Genomic DNA, 20,583 nt, shown 5'->3' with positions numbered 1-20,583 from the left:
ACTCTGGGAAGGGGCGGAACAGGGCACACTCGTCCTTCTGCGCCTGGAGGATCAAATGGGGATATTGCACGGCAGCGCCCGATGGCTCCTGGCCGCGGCGGCCATGGCGCCGGCTGTCGCTGGCGGATGCTCCTGCGGCGATTCCGGCGGGACGATCGGCGCGACGTCCGGCGGCGGAGCCGACCAGAGCGCGGGTGGGGGCGGCTCCGGGGGAATCCCCTTCCCTGCGGGGGGCGGCTCCGGGGGAATCCCCTTCCTGGCGGGGAGCGGCGGGTCAGGGGTCACGAGCGGCGGGTGCGAAGGGCTCGAGTGCCAGCAGATCGCCTGTCCAGGCGGCGGCACGACCACCGTGAGCGGCACCGTGTACGAGCCCGCGGGCAAACTCCCGCTGTACAACGTCACGGTGTACGTCCCGAACAGGGAGCTTGAGCCCATCACCGACGGGGCGAGCTGCGATCGGTGCGATGTGACGCTCTCCGGCGATCCGATCGCGACCGCGCTGACGGACACGAACGGGCGCTTCGTGCTGGAGAACGTGCCCGTCGGGGTGGATATCCCGCTGGTCGTCCAGCTCGGCAAATGGCGGCGTCAGATCACGCTGCCGAAGATCGAGGGGTGCGTCGACAACCCGACCGTGGACAGGACGGTCCGCCTGCCGCGCAGCAAGGCGGAGGGCCACCTCCCGAAGATCGCGCTGACGACCGGCGGCTCGGACGTGCTGGAGTGCCTGCTGTACAAGATGGGAATCGACGCGTCGGAGTTCACGCCGGAGGCGGGCGACGGGCGGGTGAACCTGTTCGCCGGGCGCGCCATCGAGGGCGACAGCGCGACGAGCAGGTACCGAGACGGCCTGAACGACGGCGCCCCCTTCTCCCTCGCGCGGGAGTTCTGGGGCTCGCTCGACGACCTGCGTCGATACGACATGGTGATCCTGTCGTGCGAGGGATCCGAGTTCGGGGACGACAAGCCGGAGGCCGCGCTGCGAGCGATGTTCGACTACGCCTCCGCGGGAGGCCGCGTGTTCGCGTCGCACTGGCACAACACCTGGCTCCGGCTCGGGCCGGAGCGGTTCCCGGAGACGGCGGAATGGGACGAGGAGAGCGATCCCGACGACGGGCTCCCCGTGCTCGTCGACACCACGTTCCCGAAGGGCCTGGCGCTCCGGGACTGGCTCGCCAACGTGGGAGCGTCGACCGTGCCCGGGCAGATCGAGATCGACGATCCGCAGCACTGGGTCGACTCGGTGAACGAGGAGATCGCGACGCGGTGGCTCTACAACGAGGCCAACACCGATTTCGACGCGCCCGCGGGGGTCAAATACTTCACGTTCAACACGCCCATCGGCGCGCCGGAAGAAGAGCAGTGCGGCAGGTTCGTGTACACGGACATCCACGTGGCGGCGAGCGACGTCGCCGGGGCGCCGTTCCCGAGCGGCTGTGAAGACCGCGACGGGGCGCCGCATGAGCTGACCGCCCAGGAGAAGGCGCTGCTCTTCATGCTGTTCGACCTGTCCGCCTGCATCGCGCCGGACGACGAGCCGCCCCCAGTGCCGGTGCCGACGTGACGAGCGCCTCGACGGGCGCGGCGCTCGCGGCTTGACATTCCGGAGGCGCTCGCTCGCAATTTCCTGAGCGATATTGACGCCCTGCGCATGGATAGGCGGTTGCCCAGGGTGGTCACCCGACCACCAAGGGGAACACCGTAGCCTGCGTGGACCCGCGCGGCACAGCCCCCGCGCGCAGACCAGAGACGCAGCGCAGCAGCGTCCGCATCACGGGCTCCGCCAACTGGCATATTTTTTGCGAAATTTCTGTTGCCTGCACACCACAGCTCCCTCAGATCGGCGCCCGTGAAGGCTTCGCCTCACGCTCTCGCTGGAGACCACCGGCCGCGGTTGTAACCTGCACGCGCCAATACTGTATTCTGCCATACAAAAAGCGTGGATTTTATCCCTTGATCAGAGGCACGCAGAGGGCTTGCCATGGCGCTGAACTGCCCTTTTAATGCCGCGCCATCCGGATACTTCTCTTGGAGGACATGATGAAAAGTGTTTTGCTTCGCGGTGTGCTTGGCAGGTCGAAGTGGTCATTCGGCCTTGCGGTGGTTGCGTTGCAAGCCACCGTGCTGATCGGCTGCGGTGACGCGGGGACGGACGACGGCGCGGGCGGCGCGGGCGGCGCGGGCGGCGGCGGGGCGACCTCCGCGAGCGCGACGACCTCGAGCGCCTCGACGACCTCCGCGGGCGCGACGACCTCGAGCGCCTCGACGACCTCCGCGAGCGCGACGACCTCGAGCGCGTCGACGACCTCGGCGACGACATCGGCCTCGTCCACGACGAGCGCGAGCACCGGGGGGGTGCCCACGGACGGCACGCCGGTCGAGCGTCATGGCCGGCTCCGGGTCATGAACGGCAACATCGTCGGCGAGCACGGGTCCCCGGTCCAGCTCAAGGGCATGAGCCTGTTCTGGAGCCAGTGGAGCAACTACTACAACGGCAATGTCGTCAACTCGATCGCGGACAACTGGGAGTCGACCGTCGTCCGCGCCGCCATGGGCATCGAGGGCGAAGACGGGTACCTCCAGGACGCGGGCGCCCAGAAGGCCAAGGCGAAGACCATCGCCGACGCGGCGATCGCGAAGGGCATCTACGTCATCCTCGACTGGCACGATCACAACGCGCACCAGCACCTGGACCTGGCGAAGAGCTACTTCCGCGAGGTGGCGCAGGCCTACAAGAACACGCCCAACGTCATCTTCGAGGTCTTCAACGAGCCCCTCAACACGAACACCTGGCCCGCGGTGAAGTCCTACGCCGAGGCGGTGATCTCGGAGATCCGGGGCCAGGGCGCGAACAACCTGGTCATCGTCGGCTCGCCGAACTGGTCGCAGGACGTCGACATCGCCGCGGACAATCCCCTCAGCGATCAGAACGTGGCGTACACCCTCCACTTCTACGCCAACACGCACAAGGGGTCGCTGCGCGAGAAGGCCCAGAAAGCCATCAACAAGAAGCTGGCGCTGTTCGTGACCGAGTGGGGGACCTGCTCCGCCGACGGCAACGGCCAGCTCAACCTCGGCGAGTCGCAGACCTGGCTCGACTTCCTGGACGCGCACAACATCAGCTGGGCCAACTGGTCGCTGGGCGACAAGGCCGAGGCGTGCTCCGCGCTCAGGCCCAACGCAAACCAGATGGGCAACTGGACCGACAACGACCTCACCGAGTCGGGCAAGTGGGTGAAGGGGAAGATCGCAGAGTGATCCCCGCGCGGGTCACCGACCGCTCGCGCCGGTGACCCGGCCCCGACCGAGGGCGCCGCTCACCCGTGCGCTCGTTTGCTCTCCACGGACAGGGGCCGCCCGGCACAGAAGGGGCATTGATCGTCCGAGCACCAGTCGTCGTCCTCGAGGCCGAGCGCCCGGAGCTGCTCCAGCTCCCACGCGCGCGCCTCGGGCGAAAGCGGAGCGGGACAGGTGGACTCGTGGTCTCGCAGGCTGCTCAACATGGACGGTCCCGTTCGGTTGTGCTCCGGAGAGCGATTCCGGGATCTATCGCGCACAGCCCTGCAGCGCCCGCGAAATCGGCCGAGCCGCGCCGCGTCTGTCCATGGTTGAGACGAACGGAAAAGACCTCTGGACGACGGTCCCCTGGCAGATCGTTAACCAAGCTTCCCGCCGCGTCCTCCTACATCCGAACGTTTACGTGGTCGTCGTCGTGGTCGTGGTCGTGGTCGTCAACGATAGGCCGTGAACGACCACGACCACGACCACGACCACGTTCACGACCACGTTCACGTTCACGTTCACGTTGGTGACGGATGGTGGGGTGGCGGGGCCGGCGCGCTCTTCAGCGAAGCGCCCCCGCGCGCAGCCGCTCGGCGACCTCCCGGCGTCGCAGCTTGCCGCTCGTCGTCTTGGGCAGCTCGCCCGGCGGAACCAGGACGACCTGGTCCACCGTGACGCCGTTCGCCCGCAGCGCCTCTCGCACGCGCTCCGCGAGGCCGGCTTGCTCGGACGCCTCGGCGCGCGTCTCGGCCACCACGTAGACCGACTCGGTCTGGCGCTCCTCGACGAACAGCCCGACCGCGACCACGCACCCGGCCCGGATCCCGTCGACCCGGGAGGCGATCTCCTCGATCACGGCGGGGATCATCGTGTGACCGCCCTTGATGATCACCTCCTTCTTCCGGCCGGTGACGAACAGCGTCCCGCGATCGATGAACCCGAGATCGCCCGTGCGCAGCCACCCGCCCACGAGCGCCTCGGCGGTCGCCTCGGGCTCGTTGAAATAGCCCTCCATCACCGTCTCCGAGCGCACCTCGATCTCCCCCACCGTGCGCTCCGGGACGGGGCCGCGCTGGGCGTCCACGATCCGGATCTCCGTGTGCGGGATCGGCCTGCCGACGCCGGCGAGCTCCAGCGAGAGGGGGCCAGGCGCGGCCTCCTCGACGCGGCCCTCGCGCTCCAGCAGGCCGCGATCCACCGTGAGGGCGCGCGGCTCGGCGTAGAGGTCGGGGAAGGTCACGGCGACCGTCGCCTCGGCCAGCCCGTAGACGGGGAAGAACGCCTCGACGCGGAAGCCGCAGGGCGCGAACGCCTCCGCGAAGCGGCGGAGCAAGGCAGGGGAGATCGGCTCGGCGCCGATCATCGCGCACCGCCACGCGCCGAGATCGAGGCCCGCCTCGACGGCGCGGCGGGCGAGGCCGATGCAGATGGAATAGGCGCTCGGCGGCCCGAGCGAGATGACGCCCCGGATGCTCGACATCTCCGCGAGCCACGAGAACGGCCGCGTCCGGAACTCGAGCGGCGAGAGCATGTGAACGGGGAAATCGTTGAAGAGCGGGAAGAGCAGCCCGCCGACGAGGCCCATGTCGTGGTGGAGCGGCAGCCACGAGACGCCCCCCGCGCCCTCGCCGCGCACCGTGAGCCGCTGGCTCATCGCGTCGAGGTGCAGCATCAGCCGCTCGTGCGGGATCACCACGCCGCGCGGGTGCCCGGTGCTGCCGCTCGTGAGCTGGATGAGCGCGGGCCCGGGCGCGCGCTCCGGATCGGGCAGCGAGCCCGCGAGGGGCGCGTCGAGCAGCGGCTCGGCGGCGAGCTGGAGGAGGCCGTCCGCCCCCTCCTCGCCCTGCGCGAAGCCGAGCAGCGCGGACGAGACCACGAGCGCGCGCGCGCCGACGCGGGCGGCCGTCCTCCGGAGCTCGCCGAGGAACGCCGCCACGTCCGTGAGCCGATAGGGCACCCCGACCTGGATCGGCACCGCGCCGAGCACCCAGACGCCGAAGAGGCACGGCACCGCCACCTCCACGTCCGTCACGAGCAGGAGCACCCGATCGCCCGGGCGCACCCCCGCCGCGAGCAGGCCCGACGCCGCCGCGCACGCGCGGCGCCAGTACTCCGCCCACGACCACCCGACGAACTCGCCCTGCTGCTTGTGATAGAACCCGAATCGATCCGGCGTCGCCTCGGCCCGCGCCCTGAGCAGGCCCGCGACCGTCCGCGCGGAGAGCCCGCGGCTCACGGCGCGCGCCCCGGCTCGGGCGAGGGCGCGACGCCGAGGCGCTCGCGGCCGCCGCCCTTCGTCGCCACGATCATGTACTCGAGCGCGGTGCGGCGCGCGAAGGAGAGCCGGCCCACGGTCATGTACGTCTGGAGCAGCCGCGAGAAGCCGGGCGCGCGGGCGTCGATCCGGGCGCGGTTCGTGCGCACGTTGTCGATCCACCGGGCGACCGTGTGCACGTAGGAGCTCGTGAGATCCTCGACGCGCCGGACATCGAGGCCGGCCTGCTCGATCATCCCGAGCTCCTCGGCCAGCGAGATCAGGCGGCAATAGCCGAGCGCCTCGACGAAGATGTACTGCGTCGCAGAGCTCTCCCGGTCCCCGCGGGCGCGCGCCGGGAAATAGCAGTCGGAGATGAGCAGCCTGCCGCCCGGGCGCAGCGCGGCGGCGATCTTCTGGTGGATCCGCTCGCGGTTGTGCATGTGCACGATGCTGCCCACGAAGAGCACGGCGTCGAGCGACTCGGGCGCGAGGTCGATGTCCTCGATATGAGCGAGGTCGATGCGGACCCGCGAGGCGACGCCCGCCCGGTCGGCGCGGCGGAGCGCCTCCTGCCGCTGCTTGTCGCTCAGCGTGACGCCCTGAAAGCTCCCGCCGGTGTGCTCGGCGAGATAGATGAGGTTCGAGCCCCAGCCGCACCCCACGTCGAGGACGCGCTCTCCGGGGTGGATGTCGAGCTCGCGGCGGACCCAGTCGTACTTCCGCTCTTGCGCCTTCTCGAGGCTCTCGGCGGGATCGAGGAAGATGCCCGTCGCGTAGGCCAGGCGGCTGTCGAGGACCATGGAGAATATCTCCGGGTCGTTCTGGTAATGAGCGGCGACCTCGCGCCGCTCGTGCTCCCGCTGCTCCTCGGGCGTCCGGACGGCGGCCTCGCGCTCGGCGCGCGTGCGCGGGGCGATCAAGGCGCCCCTCCCCGGCCGCCCCGGGCCGCGATCTGCGCCTCGACGAAGGCGATGACGTCACCGACCGTGCTGATCTGCGCCTGATCGGGCGCCGCGAAATCGGGCGCCACGATCTGGAATCGCTCCTCGAGCGCGACATTGACCTCGATGAGCGCCAGTGAATCCACGCCGAGGCCGCTCTCGAGCGACAGGTCCGGAGTCACGGCATCGACGCTCATCCCACATCGCTCTGCAATGATGGTACGGACCTCTCTGGCGATCTCCGGATCGCCCCCGCCCGCCACCTGCGGCTGCTTCCGAAGCGCCGCCTCGCTCTTGTTCATCGCGCTCTCCAGTCCAGGGTTCGGCGCGCGCGACCATCAACACGCCAGCGCGATAGATGTTCATGCCAGCGCCGGTCACGGCCGTAGCGCGGCGTACCATGATCGCCAGTCGTCGTCCATGGCCGGACGAGCCCGCTCGACCGCGAGGTCAGCGCGTCGCGGGCTGCGCGCCGGAACCTACGCGCGACAGACGCGCGAGGCCCTGCCGCGGCGCCTCGCCGCGGCCCGGCGCGCCGGCGCGAGCGGCTCAATCGCCGAAATCGCCGTCGAACCCGCCGCCGTCATCGACCCCACCGCCATCATCGACCCCGCCGCCGTCATCACCCCACGGATCGCCGTCATCCGCCCTGTCCCCCTCGTCGCCCGCCGAGAGGTCGTCGCCGCCGCGATCCGCGCCGTTCAAGAGGTCAGGATTCTCGGCGGCCTCCTGCGCCGTGCCGAGCATCGTGCCCGCGGGGTTCACGAAGAGGACGTGTGGGGGCGTGAGCATGTGCATGAACGAGGTGATGAGCATCACGTCCAGCATCATCCCCAGCGGGCTGGGCGGGTAATAGACGACGAACGGGTCATAACCCGGGTGCGTGGGGCCCACGGGAGGCCGCTCGGCGCCCGCGCCGTCGCCCGCGCCGTCGCCCGCCGGCGCGTGCACGACGCGCGCGTCGGCGTGGTGATGCTCCACGCGCGCCTCCGGCATCGTGGCCTTGAGGGCGCCCTCGACCCGCCCGACGAAGGACTCGAACTGCAGCCGCGCCGCCTCGAACAGCGCCGGATCCTTCGCCAGGGGCTCGACGCGGCGGCGGTAGTCCTCCGCGGACTCGCCGGCTCGCGGCTCGAGATCCCGCAGGCGCCCGCCGATGGAGACGAGCCCCGCCGGCTCGTCGTCGGCGTGCTCGGTGCGCGCCCGTGTCTCGATGACCAGGTGCAGCCCTGCTTCCTCGTGCTCGGCGGCGAACCTGAGCTCGCTGAACCCGCGCCCGAACACGGCGGAATGCTCGGACAGCGCGAGCACGAGATCGGGAAGATCGTCCGGCTTCCCGTCGGTGTCCTGGAAGATGACCGTGTCGTCGATCACGAGCGAGAGGGCGTTCGTGACCCCGAGCTGGACGAGCGCCCCCCGCACCTGATCGACCACGGCGGTGGCCTCGAGCTCGACGCGCACGCGATCGGTGTCGAGATCCACCGTGGCGCCGAAGCTGCGCTTCAGCTTCTCCCAGACGGTGGGGTTGCGCTGGATGATGCTGCCCTTGAGCGAAACGTGGATCTGTCCGATGAGCCGCATACGCGCTACTTAGCACCGCGGCGGGGCGCCATCGTCGACGACGTTCGCGAGCGTGGAGGGCAGCAGGGGCGCGGGGGCCGGGTGAACGGCGCGGGGGTCGGGTGAGCGATCCGCCGCGCGGCGGAGCAGGAGCCCGGCCGCCCCTGGCCGACGGAGCTAGCCGAACGTGAACCGCTGCGCCACGCGCTTGTACGCCTGCTCGACGACGCGGCGGGCGTGGTGGATCGCGTTGGAGTGGGGGAACTGCAGCGAGGGCGGCGCGCCCTCGTCGACACCGCGCGTGGAAGACGCCGCGTCCGAGAGCCGGCCCGCGAGGGCGCCCACGGTGTCGACCTCGAAGTCCTTCGAGTTCTCGTCGAGGAAGCGGCAGAGCCCGCGGAGCCGCTCGACGTTGAGCCGGTTCGGGAAGCCGCGGCGCGCCTCCGCCGAGTCGAGGAAATAGAACTCGAACGAGTGGGTCACCAGCGTGACCTCCTTCACCCCGAGGGCGCGGTAGCGGAGGAGACAGTGCTTGATCTCGTCGAGCGTCACCGCCGTGATCTGAAGGTGCCTGAAGCGCTTCGTGGGCTCGATGAAGTTCGTGACCGGCAGCTCGTACACCCCCGGCTCGGGCGTCTCGAAGAGGCCGAGCCGCGCGCCCGGATACTGCATCTTGCAGTTCTTGCTGAAGTAGCAGGGGTTGTAGTTGCTGCTCAGCACGAGCCCCGCCCGCTTCATCGCCCGCCAGGTGTCGTTGCTCGCGCCGAAATTGCCGGCGCGGTAGCCGAGCAGCTCGCTCGCCGGGACGCCCGCGCGCACGAGCAGGTCGCGCCCCTCGAGGAGGAGCCGCGTCTGCTCCTCGACCGGGTAGTCGGCGATGTCGTCGGAGACGCGGGGCTCGCCCCGGGTGTGCCAGTCCGCGCGCCGCTGCACGGGGTGCACGTGCAGCTGCACGTCGTGGCCGCGGCTGTGGAGCGCCTGGCACACGCTCGTCAGCCCGTCCATCCCGAAGCTGTACGAGCCGATGGCCTCGACGAAGAACGTCCCGCGCTGGCCGTACGCCTCGAGCTCGCGCATGATGAGCTCGATGCCGAGGGGCTCGCGCTGGTTGACGAAGCGGCCCCAGATGCGGAGGTCGTAGCCCATCGCGGGAGACTTGGTATCGCCCAGGATGCGCTCCTCGGCGCACTCGACGTCCACGGTGATGTATACCCGCGTCCTCCCGTCAGCCATCGCCAGCTCCTCCCTCACCGCGCTTCTGAAGAACCATCGTGATCGTCGGGGACACGAAGCCCACGTGCATCCCGAGCGGGCCGAGCAGCCGGTTCGCCGCCGAGTAGGCCATGAGCCGCGGCCCGGACAGCCCCATCTTGGCCTTCAGGTCGACGATCAGCCGGCCCCGATCCTGCTGCGAGATGTCGACATAGTCGCCGAACCCGCGCCGGAGCTCCCAGGGGAATACGCTGTAGATCGACCTGCCCGGGAACAGCGGGCGCAGCAGCCGAGGCACGTAGTTCATCAGGATACGGCGGCTGTGGCACTCGACCGGCCAGAGGCGGTTGCTCGTGCCCAGGATGACGATGAACCCCCACGGCCCGAGCACCCGATCGATCTCGCGCTGGACGGCCGGCAGGCGCTCGGGCGGGACGTACTCGAGCACGCTGTTGCAGGAGACGAGCTCGAACTCCCGGTCGGCGAACGGCATCGCGGTCGTGTCGGGGACGTGATGAACGCGGATCCGGTCCGACAGCCCGTGGCGCTCGGCGTTCAGCTGCGCCAGCTCGACGTACATGGGGTCGACGTCGAGCGCGGTCACCTCGGCGCCCAGGGTCGCGAGCACGACCGCCGTCCCGCCGAAGTGGCAGCCGAACTCGAGCACCTTCTTGCCGCGGACCGACGTGAAGAGGTCGTCGTAGGCGTGGCGGCTGCGGCGCCACTCCCACGTGGCATACCCCCCGACCCACGGATCGTCGGGATCCCAGCCGTGGCGCCGCGCGCTCTCGCGGAAGCGGTGATCGGCGTCTGCGTCGCGGACAGCCGGCGGGGTGGCGGCGCTCTGGCTCGGCTCGCTCATCGGGGAAAGGCTCAAGCGTCGGCTGTCCCTGCGGGCAGTAGGGGCGCCCGGTAGATGGCGAACAGGAAGGGCGAGAACCAGGGGTTCGTCTCGCCGGGGACCACCCGGCGCGCGATCGCCTTGAGGGGCGGGACGACCTTCCAGACGACACGCCGCGCCAGGAGCGGCGCCTCGTCGTCCAGCCAGAAATCGAAATGGCCGCCCGTGTAGCGGGCCTGGACGATCTCGGCGCCGTTGCGGCGGGCAGCGGCCTCCAGGAACGGCAGGTTCATGATGCGGGTGTTGTGGCCTTTCAGGTTCTTGCGATCGAGCAGCCAGTGGAGCGCCTTCTGCCCGCCGGCGAAGTTCGGCATGCCCACGACCACGGTGCCCCCCGGCTTCACCAGCTCGAAGTGCCGATCCATCACCGCCCCGGCGTCATCGAAGTGCTCGATGAACCCGAAGGAAGCAACGATATCGAACTTCTGCTGGGGCTTCCAGTTGAAGAAATCCCCCTTCTCGATCTTGCCGACCTTGATGCCGCGCTTCCGGATCTCCTGCTCGACGACCTCCGGGTCGCAGGCGTAATCCAGGCCGTACGCCGTGAACCCCAGGCGCCCACAGAAGTCGACAAGGATACGGCCTGGTGCGCAGCCGATCTCGAAGAACGACAACCCCTCCCCGCGCGGCAGGAACGGAGCGACGTCGTCGTAGATCTCGCAGCCGCCACCCAGATCGTCGGTGCCGACGTAGCCCTTCCAGTGGTTCTCCCAGTACTCCTGTGACGTGAGCTTCAACGTCGCCTCCTCGATGCCATCGCGAAAAGGGCAGCTCCATGAGGAGCCTCCCGGAGAACCGCAGTCGACCACGCGCAGCGCGGGCGATCGAATGCTGCCCGAAATTCGTCCAGTTTGACGAATCCTAGAGGACGGGGAGGCTCACATGCAAGCCAGCCCTCCGCCTTCTTCCCGCGCCTCCGTTCCTCAACGCAGGCGCACGCAGGCGCCCCTACGCGGCGCGGGGTCGCCGCGTAGGGGCGGCGCGCGGGGCGCGCGGGCCCGCTCCCCGGAGCTCCGCTGCGCGCGCGTCGCGCGTCGCCAGCGCTAGGAGGCGGCCCCCTGCTGGAGGCGCTCGCGGAGCAGGACCTCGAGCGAGGCGAGCGCCTTCGCGAAGCCGTCGATGCCCTCGCTCAGCTTGTCGCTGGCCATCCGGTCGGCGGCGTGCATCGCGCGGAACGCCGGCTCATCCATCGGGATCTTCGCGATTTGCAGGGCGCGCGCCGCGTCGGGGTCGAGCTTCCTCGGCAGGTCGCCGCGCGCGGAGGCGAGCTCCGAGAGCAGCTTCGGCGAGATCGTCAGGAGGTCGCAGCCGGCGAGCTCCTTGATCTCGTCGATGTTGCGGAAGCTCGCGCCCATCACCTCGGTCTTGTAGCCGTGCTTCTTGTAGTAGTTGTAGATCTTCGTGACCGAGACGACGCCGGGGTCCTCGGCCGGCGCGTAGCTCGTGCGGCCGGTGTCCTTCAGGTACCAGTCGAGGATGCGCCCGACGAACGGCGAGATGAGCGTCACGCCTGCCTCGGCGCACGCGATCGCCTGGTGCAGCCCGAAGAGCAGCGTGAGGTTGCAGTGGATGCCCTCCTTCTCGAGGACCTCCGCCGCGCGGATGCCCTCCCACGTCGAGGCGATCTTGATGAGGACGCGCTTGCGCGAGACGCCTGCCTCCTCGTAGAGGCGCACGATGCTCCGGCCCTTCTCGATGGTCGCCTGGGTGTCGAAGGAAAGGCGCGCGTCGACCTCGGTCGAGACGCGGCCGGGGATGATCTTCAGGATGCGCAGGCCGAAGTCGACGGCGAGCCGGTCGAACGCGAGGCTCACGACGTCGCCCGGCTCCTTGCCCCGGCCCGCCTCCTTCTGGCCCCAGGCGAGCGCGCCGCTCACGATGTCGGCGTACTCGGGCATCTGGGCCGCCGCCGTGATGAGCGACGGGTTCGTCGTCGCGTCCTGGGGGCGGAATTTCTCGATCGAGTTGATGTCGCCGGTGTCCGCGACGACGACGGTGTACGCCTTGAGGCGCTCCAGCAGGTTCTGGTCCATGGGCGGCATTGTACGAGCAGCCAGCCAGGACGCTTCAAAGCTTTCGTGTCCTTCGTGTGAGGACCCCCCTCCGGCTGGATGCACGGCCGGCGGTGGCCTATGGAGAGGGCCCCGTGGAGCCGCCCCCCAACGCCGTCGCGCAGCGCGTCCTGTCCGCCTACGATGATCGCCTCTCGGTCCTGCGCGCCGAGGCCAGCGCGCTCGATCGCCGCTCGAAGACGTTCTCGCTGCTGCGCGGGGTCTCGTTCCTGGCGGCGGCCGTGGCCGGAGGGTACGCGCTCTTCGGCGACGTGCCGCGGTGGGTCACGTACGCCGCCGGGGCGGTGACCGCGGTGTTCCTCGGGTTGCTCGTCGCGCACGCGCGCCTCGTGACCCGGATGACGGAGCTCGAGCAGCGCATCGGCCTCTACGTGCGCGGCAAGCGGCGGGTCGCCGGCGATTTCGCCGATTTCCCGGAGCGTGGCGACCGGTTCGCCGCGCCGGACCACGATTACGCGGGCGATCTCGACGTGTTCGGGCAGGCGTCGCTGTTCCAGCTGCTCAACGTGGCGCAGACGGGCGAGGGCGAGGCCACGCTCGCGGCCTTCCTCGCGGAGCCCGCCCCGGCGACCGCCGTGGCGGCGCGGCAGGAGGCGGTACGCGAGCTCGCCGGCCTCGGGGCGTTCCGGGAGGATCTCGCGGTGGTGGGCGTGCAGGCGGGGGCGCGCGGGCGCGAGGCCGGCCCGCTCATCGCGTGGGCCGAGGCGCCCCCGGCGCTGCTCGGCCCGGAGGCCCGCGCCGGCGGCCTGCCGGTGAGCGCGCTCCTGACCGCGGCGAAGGTGCTCGTGCCGTTGACGCTGGCGCTGCTCGCGGCGCCGCGGTTCATCCCCGCGGAGCAGCTCGGGCTGCTCCGCCACGCTTACCTCCTGCCGCTGGCCGCCCAGATCCTCGTGCTGGTCCTGCTGCGGCCCGCGGTCGAGCCGATCGTCGCCGCGGCCTCGTCGCGCGAGGCGCCGTTCGCCCGGTACCGGCCGATCCTCGCCCGCGTCGAGGAGCAGGCGTTCTCGTCGGCGCTGCTCCGCGAGCTCAAGGCCGAGCTCGCGGGGCCCTCGGGCGTGCTCGCCTCGCGGGAGATGACGGCGCTCGAGAGCCGGGTCGGCTACTCGGACCTGCGCCACAGCGGGCTCGTCCACATCGTCGCCAACCTCTTCCTGCTCTGGGACGTGTGGTGCGCGCTCGCGCTGGAGCGGTGGAAGCTGCGCGCGGGCCGGCACGTGAAGGCGTGGATGCGGACGCTCGGGCACATGGAGGCGCTCGCGAGCCTCGCGACGTTCGCGCACGAGAACCCCGACTACGCGTACCCCGACGTGAAGGACGGCGAGCCGCGCTTCACGGCGGCGGGGCTCGGCCACCCGCTCCTCCCGCGCGACCGGCGGGTGACGAACGAGGTCTCGCTGGAGGGCGCGGGCGCCGCGCTGCTCGTGACGGGGTCCAACATGTCGGGCAAGAGCACGCTGCTGCGCGCCGTCGGGGTGAACGCCGCCCTCGCCCTCGCGGGCGCGCCGGTCTGCGCGTCGTCGCTGTCGCTCTCGCCGGTCCGCGTGCGGACGAGCATGCGGATCAAGGACTCGCTCGAGCACGGCGTCTCGCACTTCTACGCCGAGCTGACCCGCCTGAAGCGCGTCGTCGACGGCGCGAACGGCGGCGAGCGGGTGCTGTTCCTGCTCGACGAGATCCTCCACGGCACGAACGCGCGGGAGCGCCAGATCGGGGCGAGGGCGGTCGTGCGGCACCTCGTCGCGCGGGGGGCCATCGGCGCGGTCTCGTCGCACGACATGGGGCTCGCCGTGCTGGAGCAGGAGACCGCGGGACGGGTGCGCAACATGCACTTCGAGGAGCTCGTGGTCGAGGACAGGATGACCTTCGACTACAAGCTGAAGCCCGGCGTGGTGACGAGCGCGAACGCGCTGCGGCTCATGAAGATCATCGGGATCGACGTCGACTTCTCGGAGGGCGAGCGGACGGCGACGGCGGCGACCGCGGCGGCGATGGCAGCGACGACCGCGGCGGCGGCGCGGGAATGAGCGGCGGCGACGACCGCGGCGATGGCTCGGGAATGCGCGCGGCCCCCGGCCGCGTTGAGGGCGCCATGCTTTCTCCGCTCCCCGGGTGCCTCTCGCGCCGCGCCCTAGCCTCGGCGCGTCCCTTGCTCTCCTGCGCGCTCCTCGCGATCGTCACGACAGCGAGCGCCTGCGCCACGGCGCCGCCGCCGCCGTCAGCTCCCCCGGCGGCGAGCGGCGGGGCGGCCCCGCCGGCCGCGGCGCCGGGCGCGAGCGCGCCGGGCGCAAGCGCGCCGGCCGCGGCGCGGACCGAGATCGACGAGGGCGGGGCGGCGCTCCTCCGCGCGGAGGGCGTGGACGGCGCGTTCGTCCTGTTCGACGCCGCGCGAGGCGTCACCCGCGTCGTGAACCCCGACCGCGCGGCGGCGCGGTACGTGCCCGCCTCGACCTTCAAGATCCCGAACACGATCATCGGCCTGGAGACCGGGGTCATCCCGGACGAGCGCTTCACGCTGCGGTGGGACGGGGTGCAGCGCCGCGTGCCCGACTGGAACCGCGATCACGATCTCGCGTCGGCGATGAAGCACTCGGTCGTCTGGTTCTACCAGGAGGTCGCGCGCCGGATCGGGCCCGAGCGCATGCAGGCGCACCTCGACGGGCTCGGCTACGGCAACCGCGACATCTCGGGGGGCATCGACCAGTTCTGGCTGACCGGGGGGCTCCGCATCTCCCCGCACGAGCAGATCGATTTCCTGCGGCGGCTCCGCGCCGGCGCGCTGCCCTGCTCCGCGCGGAGCATGGACATCGTGAAGCGGATCCTCGTGCTGGAGCAGACGCCGGCCTACACGCTGCGCGGCAAGACGGGGATGGAGATGGACGAGCGATCGAGCACCGGCTGGCTGGTCGGCTACGTCGAGCGCGGGGCAGACACCTACTTCTTCGCGACCGTGCTCCTCGGCGCAGGCAGCGACGGCGAGCGCATCATGCCGCTGCGCCGCAGCCTGACCCGCGCCCTGCTCAAGCGGCATGGCGCGCTCCCCGAGGACGCCTGACGCCGGCGCCTCTCCCGGCGCCGGCGCCGCCCCCTACGCCGCCGGCGCCGCGCTCGAGGGCGACGGCGCCGCGCCCGGCGACGCCGTCGAGCGCGCCGCCCACGCGAACGCGGCGATCCGCTCGGCGAAGCGGCGCGGGTCGTCGACCTGCGGGCAGTGCCCGATGCCCTCGGGCTCCTCGATCTCCGCGTGCGGAGGGAGGTGCCGCCGGTAGTACTCGAGGTTGCCGCTCGGCATCAGGCGGTCCGAGCGGCCCCAGATCAGCAGGATCGGCATCGAGAGCGCGCCCAGCTGCTCGGGCGTGAACGCGTGGTCGCACCGGGCCGAGCGCCTGAAGGAGAGGATGGTCTCGCGCGAGAACGTCCGCACGACGTCGCCGGCGATGAGCGGGGTGAACCACGGGACGCGGTGGTAGAGGCGCGCGAAGAACGCGTGGGCGTCGGCCCGCGACCGCAGGTTGAACACCGCGAGCAGCTCGGCGAGCTCGGCCTGCTCCATGCCGGCGCCGGCCGGCGACGCGAGCACCAGCGCGCGCACGCGGTCCGGCGAGCTCAGCGCGTAGCTCACCGCGACCGCGCCGCCGAGGGAGTTGCCGACGACGATCGCCGGCTCGTCGAGCTCGCGGTCGAGCAGCTCGTGCATGGCGGCGGCGAGGCACTCCGGCGTGAACGACGACGCCGGCGCCGCGCTCCACCCGTGCCCCGGCGACTCCGCGGCGATGACGCGGCGGGCGCGCCGCCGGAGTCGCTGCAGCACCGGCGCGTACGGGAGCGCCGAGGAGCCGATGCCGTGGAGCAGGACCACCGTCGGGAGCGGCCCCGTGCCCGGAGCATCGTAGAGGTGCAGCCTGCAGACCGACGTGTCGACCCAGCGGCTCTGCACCCCGGACCTGTTCAGCGCCTTCTTGGCGAGGCGTTCGGCGAGCGGGAGGATGCCCATGCGCCGGGCATAGCAGATCGACAGGGTTCCCGCGGGGGCGGAAGCGCAGGCCCGAGCGCGGGGGCTGTCGAGCGATCGGCGGGACGCGGACGAGGCCCGGTGGCGCGCGCCTGATTTCCGTTGAGCTCCATGGAGATCCGCGCCACATCTCCCGCCGTGCGATCGCCTCTCCTCGCCGCCGCCGTCACCCTGGTCGCGTGCTCGCGCCCCGAGCCGCCGACGCTCAAGCCCGAGCTCGCGACGGTGACCGCCGTCACCGTCCAGGGCATCGATCTGCGGGTCCAGATCCAGGCGTACAACCCGAACAGCATCGATCTCTCGACGCGCTCGATGAAGGCGAGCGTGCTGCTCGACGGCAAGTACGACGTCGGCACGGTCACCGCGCTCACGCCGCTCGAGCTGCCCGCGAAGAAGTGGACCCGGATCGAGGCGCCGATCTCGGTGAAGTGGCAGGACCTCACGAGCATCGCGGCGCTGGCGGCGCAGAGCCGCGGTATCCCGTACCAGGTGAGCGGCACCGTCGCGATCGGCGGAGAGACGCTCAACGTGGATGTGCCGTTCCGCCTCGCGGGGACGATCACGCACGAGCAGCTCGTCACGGCGATCGGCAACTCGCTCCCGGCCCTGCCCCTCCCCGGCCTGCGCTGAGGAGGGCTGCCGCGGCCTGCCCTGAGCGAGGCCCCGCGTGAGCCCCGAAGCCGCCTGATCGGACCGACGTCGCGTGAGTGGACCTCACGTGAGCGGTCCGAAGCGCTTCTCGTAAGCTGCAAGCTTCTCCGCGAGCGCCTGGGATCGCTCCTCCGCCGCTCGGGCCTGCTCCTCCGCCGCTCGGGCCTGCTCCTCCGCCGCTCGGGCCTGCTCCTCCGCCGCTCGGGCCTGCTCCTCCGCCGTCGGAAGCACGCGTCCCTCGGCGTCGAGCCAGCGGAGCCATCTCCCTTTGCTGCCCAGGTACAAGCCATCCCGCACACCGAGGCGCAGGCCGAGCTGCTGGCTTGCCAGCTCGCCCTCCGCGTTCAAGGCCATCGGCTCGTAGGCGCGAGAGGCCATGTCGAGCAGATATCCTTCCAGGGTGTTCTTCATCGGATCGAACAGAAAGTACTCCGGCACGCGCAGCACCTTCGCATAGATGCGCATCTTCTCGCCGCGGTCGATCGACTCCGTGCTCTCCGAGAGGAGCTCGATCACCACATCCGGCGTCCTGCCGTTCTCTTGCCACACGACCCAGGACTTCCTGTCTCGGCGTACCGTGTCGAGCACCACGAAGACGTCCGGCCCGCGGAAGTCGTTCTTCATGGTCTGGAGCTCGCTGAAATAGATCGCCATGTTGCCGCTGACGTAAACGTCGTCGCGATCCTTCCAGAAGAGGTCCAGCGACTCGATCAGCAGCAGCATTTGTTTGCGGTGGCGATCGCTCTCCATGGGCTCACCGTCGTCGTGGGGGAGTTCGTCCTCTCCGGGCGGCGGGATCGGGACGAGCGAGGTCTCGCTGGCGTACGGCATGGGCTTCCTCGGCGCAATCTTACCAGGTTCCTGGGAGGCCGCAGCCGTGAAGGCGGACAGCGCGCTCGCGCGCGGCGGACCGCAGCAGAGGGGCGCGCTCGGCTTGCGCGGCTCGCTCCTCGCTCGGTTTACGCGGCTCGCTCCTCGCTCGGTTTACGCGGGACGACGCGCCGCCGTGCCGGGATCGTGACGAGGGCCCGGCCCGCCCTGCGGTCTCCAGCGTTGTCTCGAGCCCACAAAGCTTGCAGAATCGCGGCGGAGGAGACGTCCGTGCCCGTCCACGAGGAGCCCCCCGTTCGCGCGCGCCCGCGGTCATCGACGCGCTCGTCTCCGCCGCCGGAGGGCGCAGCCCCATGTCCGGCGGCCTGATCTTCCACGACGGCGGCGGCGGGGCCGTCGCGCGCTGCACGCGCTGCGGCGCCGAGGCGGCGGGGCCGTGCGCGCGCTGCGGCGCGCCCGTGTGCGGCGACTACTGCGTGCTCACGGAGGGCGGCGCGCGCGTCTGGGCGATCTGCCTCGCGTGCGAGGATCGCGGCGGCCGCTCCCTCCGCCGCGGCTGGGCGACGGTCCTCGGGTGGATCGCGCTGCCCATCGCGGCGCTCGCGCTGATCGTCGGGCTGCTCGCGTGGCTGCAAAGCAACTGAAGAGACCGGAGGAGTCATGTTCAGCGTGAAGGAAGTCGAAGGCGCGATTCCCACCATCGAGCTCGCCGACAGCGACGCCGCGAGCCGCGCGGTGCTGGCCCCGGCCCGCGGCGGCATCCTGACCGAGCTGACCGTCGGCGGCCGCGCGCTGCTCTACCTCGATCGCGGCACGTTCGACGATCGCACCGCCAACGTGCGCGGCGGCAACCCGGTGCTCTTCCCCTCGCCCGGCAAGCTCGCCGGCGACGCCTGGTCCGCCGCCGGCGCGGCGGGCCAGATGCGCCAGCACGGCTTCGCCCGCACCCTGCCGTGGTCGCTCGACGACCATGGCACCCTCGAGTCGGGCGGCGCGTACGCCCGCCTCGTCCTCCGGTCGAGCGAGGCGACGCGCGCGCAGTACCCCTGGGATTTCCGCGCCGAGTTCACCTACACGCTGCGCGGCAGGGCGCTCCGCATCGATATGCGCATCACCAACGAGACCGGCGACGGCGCGCCGCCGATGCCGTTCGGGGCCGGGTTTCACCCCTACTTCGCCGTCTCCCAGGCGGACAAGGCCCGCGCCTCGATCGAGACGCGGGCGACGCGCGCGTTCGACAACACAACGAAGCGGGAAGCGCCGTTCTCCGGCTTCGACCTGACCCGGCCCGAGGTCGACCTCCACCTGCTCGACCACGGCTCCACCGAGAGCGCGCTCTCGATCGAGGGCGCCCCGGGGGTGCGCATCGCCGTCCGCGGCTCGCCCGAGTTCACCCACTGGGTCGTGTGGACCTTGCAGGGCAAGGAATTCGTCTGCCTCGAGCCCTGGACCTGCCCCGGCAACGCCCTCAACACCGGAGAGCGCCTCATCCACCTCCGGTCGCGCGAGACTCGGGCGCTCTGGATCGAGCTCTCCGCCTGAAGCGATGACGGCCGCGCGCGCGACGCGCTGGAGGACGCGCCCGAGCGCCCGAGGAGCCGCGCCGCGCCGGCGGCGACGCGCGGCTTCCCGGTTGACTGCCGGCCGGAAAACGCGTCGAATCCCGCCATGACTTCTACCGATCTCCTTACCGCACATCGATCCCTGCTCACCCCCGCCCGAGCGCTCCTCGCGCGGCGACCTCGCCGCTCGCTCTCCACCCTGGCCGCAGCCGCGCTGGCGACGACGCTCACCGCGGGCGCCTCCGCGGCGCCGGTCTGGACCGGAGACTTCGAGACGGGCAATCTGAACCAGTGGAACACGACCCTGAACGGCGAGCACATCTCCGTGGTGACGTCGCCTGTCCTCCAGGGCACGAGGGCCGGGAGGGTCCAGCTCACCAACGACGCGAGGTGGTCGAACGGTATCAAGCGCGTCGAGCTGAACCACAAGCCGGCCGCCGGGCGCACGGCCGAGGGCGCCCAGACCTACTTCGCCTGGAGCTTCTATCTCCCCGAGGCGCTCGCGGCCGACCCGCCGACGCAGATCGGATACTGGGAGTCCGAAAATAGCTACAACCAGATGATGTCGTTCGAGGTCGTTGGACAGCACATCAGCTTCGCCACCCGCAAGCCCGACAACAAGGTGCACTGGGAGGCGGACGGCGCGGTGACGCCCGGCGTGTGGCACCGCATCGCGCTGCACATCCGGTGGTCGACGAACCCGAACCAGGGCTCCGTCGACGTGTGGTTCGACGGCAAGCAGGTCGTCACCGGCGGAAAGGCGCAGACGCTCGCCGACAACAACGCGCACTTCACGCAGATCGGCCTGCTGCGCAACCCGTCCGAGTTCACGGACAGCCCCGTCATCGTCCTCGATGACGCCGTGGAGGGGGACACCCTCGAGGACGTCCGCCCCGCGCTGCCCTCCTCCGGGGAAGGCGGCGCCGGTGGCGCGGGCGGCTCCGGCGGCGCAGGCGGCGCGGGCGGTGCAGGCGGCGCGGACGGCTCCGGCGGGAGCGGGAGCACCGGGACCGCCGGCGGCGGCGCCACGGGCGGCAGCGACGGCGCGGGCGGCGACGTGGCGCCCGGCCCCAGCGCTTCGAGCTCCTCGTCCGCCGCTTCCGGCGCCGGCTCCACCGGCGCGGGGACCGGCGGCACGGACGAGGTGGAGGTGGCCGAGGGCGACGACGGCTGCAGCTGCCGCACCGCCGGCTCGCCCGCGGCCCCCGCGCCCATGGCCCTCGCCGGCCTCGGCCTCATCGCGGCGCTCGCGTCCGCGCGGCGTCGCGAGCGGCGCTGAACCGTCGCGAGCGGCGCGCGCCGCAG

General features: G+C 71.2%; 20 protein-coding genes. 8 read left to right on the top strand and 12 right to left on the bottom strand.

Annotated features, from left to right (window positions below):
• Nucleotides 1-55 precede the first annotated feature (55 nt).
• Complete coding sequence (locus tag WMF39_RS07990) at nucleotides 56-1,564, top strand: carboxypeptidase regulatory-like domain-containing protein (protein ID WP_437744955.1); 1,509 nt, start codon at nucleotides 56-58, stop codon at nucleotides 1,562-1,564.
• Nucleotides 1,565-2,000: 436 nt separating this feature from the next.
• Here the strand turns inward: WMF39_RS07990 and WMF39_RS07985 are convergent, their stop codons facing one another.
• Complete coding sequence (locus tag WMF39_RS07985) at nucleotides 2,001-2,363, bottom strand: hypothetical protein (protein WP_437744954.1); 363 nt, start codon at nucleotides 2,361-2,363, stop codon at nucleotides 2,001-2,003.
• Between WMF39_RS07985 and WMF39_RS07980 the strand changes: the two genes are divergently transcribed.
• On the top strand, nucleotides 2,356-3,258 hold the full coding sequence (locus WMF39_RS07980; RefSeq protein ID WP_437744953.1) for a glycoside hydrolase family 5 protein: 903 nt from the start codon (nucleotides 2,356-2,358) through the stop codon (nucleotides 3,256-3,258). The two genes, WMF39_RS07985 and WMF39_RS07980, sit on opposite strands and share 8 nt — an antisense overlap.
• A gap of 59 nt (nucleotides 3,259-3,317) precedes the next feature.
• Here the strand turns inward: WMF39_RS07980 and WMF39_RS07975 are convergent, their stop codons facing one another.
• The 9 genes from WMF39_RS07975 to WMF39_RS07935 all read right to left on the bottom strand — a co-directional run bounded on the left by WMF39_RS07975 (nucleotide 3,318) and on the right by WMF39_RS07935 (nucleotide 12,186).
• The gene (locus WMF39_RS07975; protein WP_437744952.1) at nucleotides 3,318-3,503 is read right to left on the bottom strand and encodes a hypothetical protein; all 186 of its coding nucleotides are present in this window, start codon (nucleotides 3,501-3,503) and stop codon (nucleotides 3,318-3,320) included.
• A gap of 341 nt (nucleotides 3,504-3,844) precedes the next feature.
• Nucleotides 3,845-5,518, bottom strand: coding sequence for an AMP-binding protein (locus WMF39_RS07970; RefSeq protein ID WP_437744951.1), 1,674 nt, complete (start codon nucleotides 5,516-5,518; stop codon nucleotides 3,845-3,847).
• Complete coding sequence (locus WMF39_RS07965; RefSeq protein ID WP_437744950.1) at nucleotides 5,515-6,459, bottom strand: SAM-dependent methyltransferase; 945 nt, start codon at nucleotides 6,457-6,459, stop codon at nucleotides 5,515-5,517. Before WMF39_RS07965 ends, WMF39_RS07970 begins: the two co-directional genes overlap by 4 nt.
• Nucleotides 6,456-6,782, bottom strand: a complete 327-nt coding sequence (locus WMF39_RS07960) for an acyl carrier protein (RefSeq protein WP_049876196.1) — start codon at nucleotides 6,780-6,782, stop codon at nucleotides 6,456-6,458. The genes WMF39_RS07965 and WMF39_RS07960 overlap by 4 nt, the downstream gene beginning before the upstream one ends.
• A gap of 247 nt (nucleotides 6,783-7,029) precedes the next feature.
• Complete coding sequence (locus WMF39_RS07955; RefSeq protein WP_437744949.1) at nucleotides 7,030-8,061, bottom strand: hypothetical protein; 1,032 nt, start codon at nucleotides 8,059-8,061, stop codon at nucleotides 7,030-7,032.
• A gap of 156 nt (nucleotides 8,062-8,217) precedes the next feature.
• Complete coding sequence (locus WMF39_RS07950; RefSeq protein ID WP_437744948.1) at nucleotides 8,218-9,273, bottom strand: polysaccharide deacetylase family protein; 1,056 nt, start codon at nucleotides 9,271-9,273, stop codon at nucleotides 8,218-8,220.
• Complete coding sequence (locus WMF39_RS07945) at nucleotides 9,266-10,114, bottom strand: methyltransferase domain-containing protein (RefSeq protein ID WP_437744947.1); 849 nt, start codon at nucleotides 10,112-10,114, stop codon at nucleotides 9,266-9,268. The genes WMF39_RS07950 and WMF39_RS07945 overlap by 8 nt, the downstream gene beginning before the upstream one ends.
• An 11-nt stretch (nucleotides 10,115-10,125) precedes the next feature.
• Nucleotides 10,126-10,890: a class I SAM-dependent methyltransferase gene (locus WMF39_RS07940; RefSeq protein ID WP_437744946.1), complete on the bottom strand. Its 765-nt coding sequence runs from the start codon at nucleotides 10,888-10,890 to the stop codon at nucleotides 10,126-10,128.
• 306 nt (nucleotides 10,891-11,196) lie between these two features.
• Nucleotides 11,197-12,186: a transaldolase gene (locus WMF39_RS07935; RefSeq protein ID WP_437744945.1), complete on the bottom strand. Its 990-nt coding sequence runs from the start codon at nucleotides 12,184-12,186 to the stop codon at nucleotides 11,197-11,199.
• A gap of 113 nt (nucleotides 12,187-12,299) precedes the next feature.
• Here WMF39_RS07935 and WMF39_RS07930 point away from each other — a divergent pair, with 113 nt between their 5' ends.
• A complete protein-coding gene (locus WMF39_RS07930; protein WP_437744944.1) occupies nucleotides 12,300-14,249 on the top strand; it encodes a MutS family DNA mismatch repair protein in 1,950 nt (649 codons plus the stop codon).
• Nucleotides 14,250-14,314: 65 nt separating this feature from the next.
• A complete protein-coding gene (blaOXA, locus tag WMF39_RS07925) occupies nucleotides 14,315-15,277 on the top strand; it encodes a class D beta-lactamase (protein WP_437744943.1) in 963 nt (320 codons plus the stop codon).
• Nucleotides 15,278-15,310: 33 nt separating this feature from the next.
• Here blaOXA and WMF39_RS07920 read toward each other — a convergent pair whose 3' ends face one another.
• Nucleotides 15,311-16,216, bottom strand: coding sequence for an alpha/beta fold hydrolase (locus tag WMF39_RS07920; RefSeq protein WP_437744942.1), 906 nt, complete (start codon nucleotides 16,214-16,216; stop codon nucleotides 15,311-15,313).
• A 156-nt stretch (nucleotides 16,217-16,372) separates the two neighbouring features.
• Between WMF39_RS07920 and WMF39_RS07915 the strand changes: the two genes are divergently transcribed.
• Nucleotides 16,373-16,864 (top strand): LEA type 2 family protein, encoded by a 492-nt coding sequence (locus tag WMF39_RS07915; protein ID WP_437744941.1) that lies wholly within the window; start codon nucleotides 16,373-16,375, stop codon nucleotides 16,862-16,864.
• 84 nt (nucleotides 16,865-16,948) lie between these two features.
• On the opposite strand, the gene WMF39_RS07910 is transcribed toward WMF39_RS07915, so the two are convergent.
• A complete protein-coding gene (locus WMF39_RS07910; protein WP_437744940.1) occupies nucleotides 16,949-17,716 on the bottom strand; it encodes a Uma2 family endonuclease in 768 nt (255 codons plus the stop codon).
• 353 nt (nucleotides 17,717-18,069) lie between these two features.
• Here WMF39_RS07910 and WMF39_RS07905 point away from each other — a divergent pair, with 353 nt between their 5' ends.
• The 3 genes from WMF39_RS07905 to WMF39_RS07895 all read left to right on the top strand — a co-directional run bounded on the left by WMF39_RS07905 (nucleotide 18,070) and on the right by WMF39_RS07895 (nucleotide 20,557).
• Nucleotides 18,070-18,360 (top strand): hypothetical protein, encoded by a 291-nt coding sequence (locus WMF39_RS07905; protein ID WP_437744939.1) that lies wholly within the window; start codon nucleotides 18,070-18,072, stop codon nucleotides 18,358-18,360.
• A 16-nt stretch (nucleotides 18,361-18,376) separates the two neighbouring features.
• The gene (locus WMF39_RS07900) at nucleotides 18,377-19,258 is read left to right on the top strand and encodes a galactose mutarotase (protein WP_437744938.1); all 882 of its coding nucleotides are present in this window, start codon (nucleotides 18,377-18,379) and stop codon (nucleotides 19,256-19,258) included.
• Nucleotides 19,259-19,384: 126 nt separating this feature from the next.
• Entirely contained in the window at nucleotides 19,385-20,557 is a 1,173-nt protein-coding gene (locus WMF39_RS07895; protein ID WP_437744937.1) for a polysaccharide lyase, read from the top strand.
• Nucleotides 20,558-20,583: the final 26 nt, after the last annotated feature.

Source organism: Sorangium sp. So ce1504, from assembly GCF_051521635.1.
Classification (GTDB): domain Bacteria; phylum Myxococcota_A; class Polyangia; order Polyangiales; family Polyangiaceae; genus Sorangium; species Sorangium cellulosum_B.
Note: the sequence above shows the minus strand (reverse complement) of the source record. Positions and strands in the feature narration are given on the sequence as shown.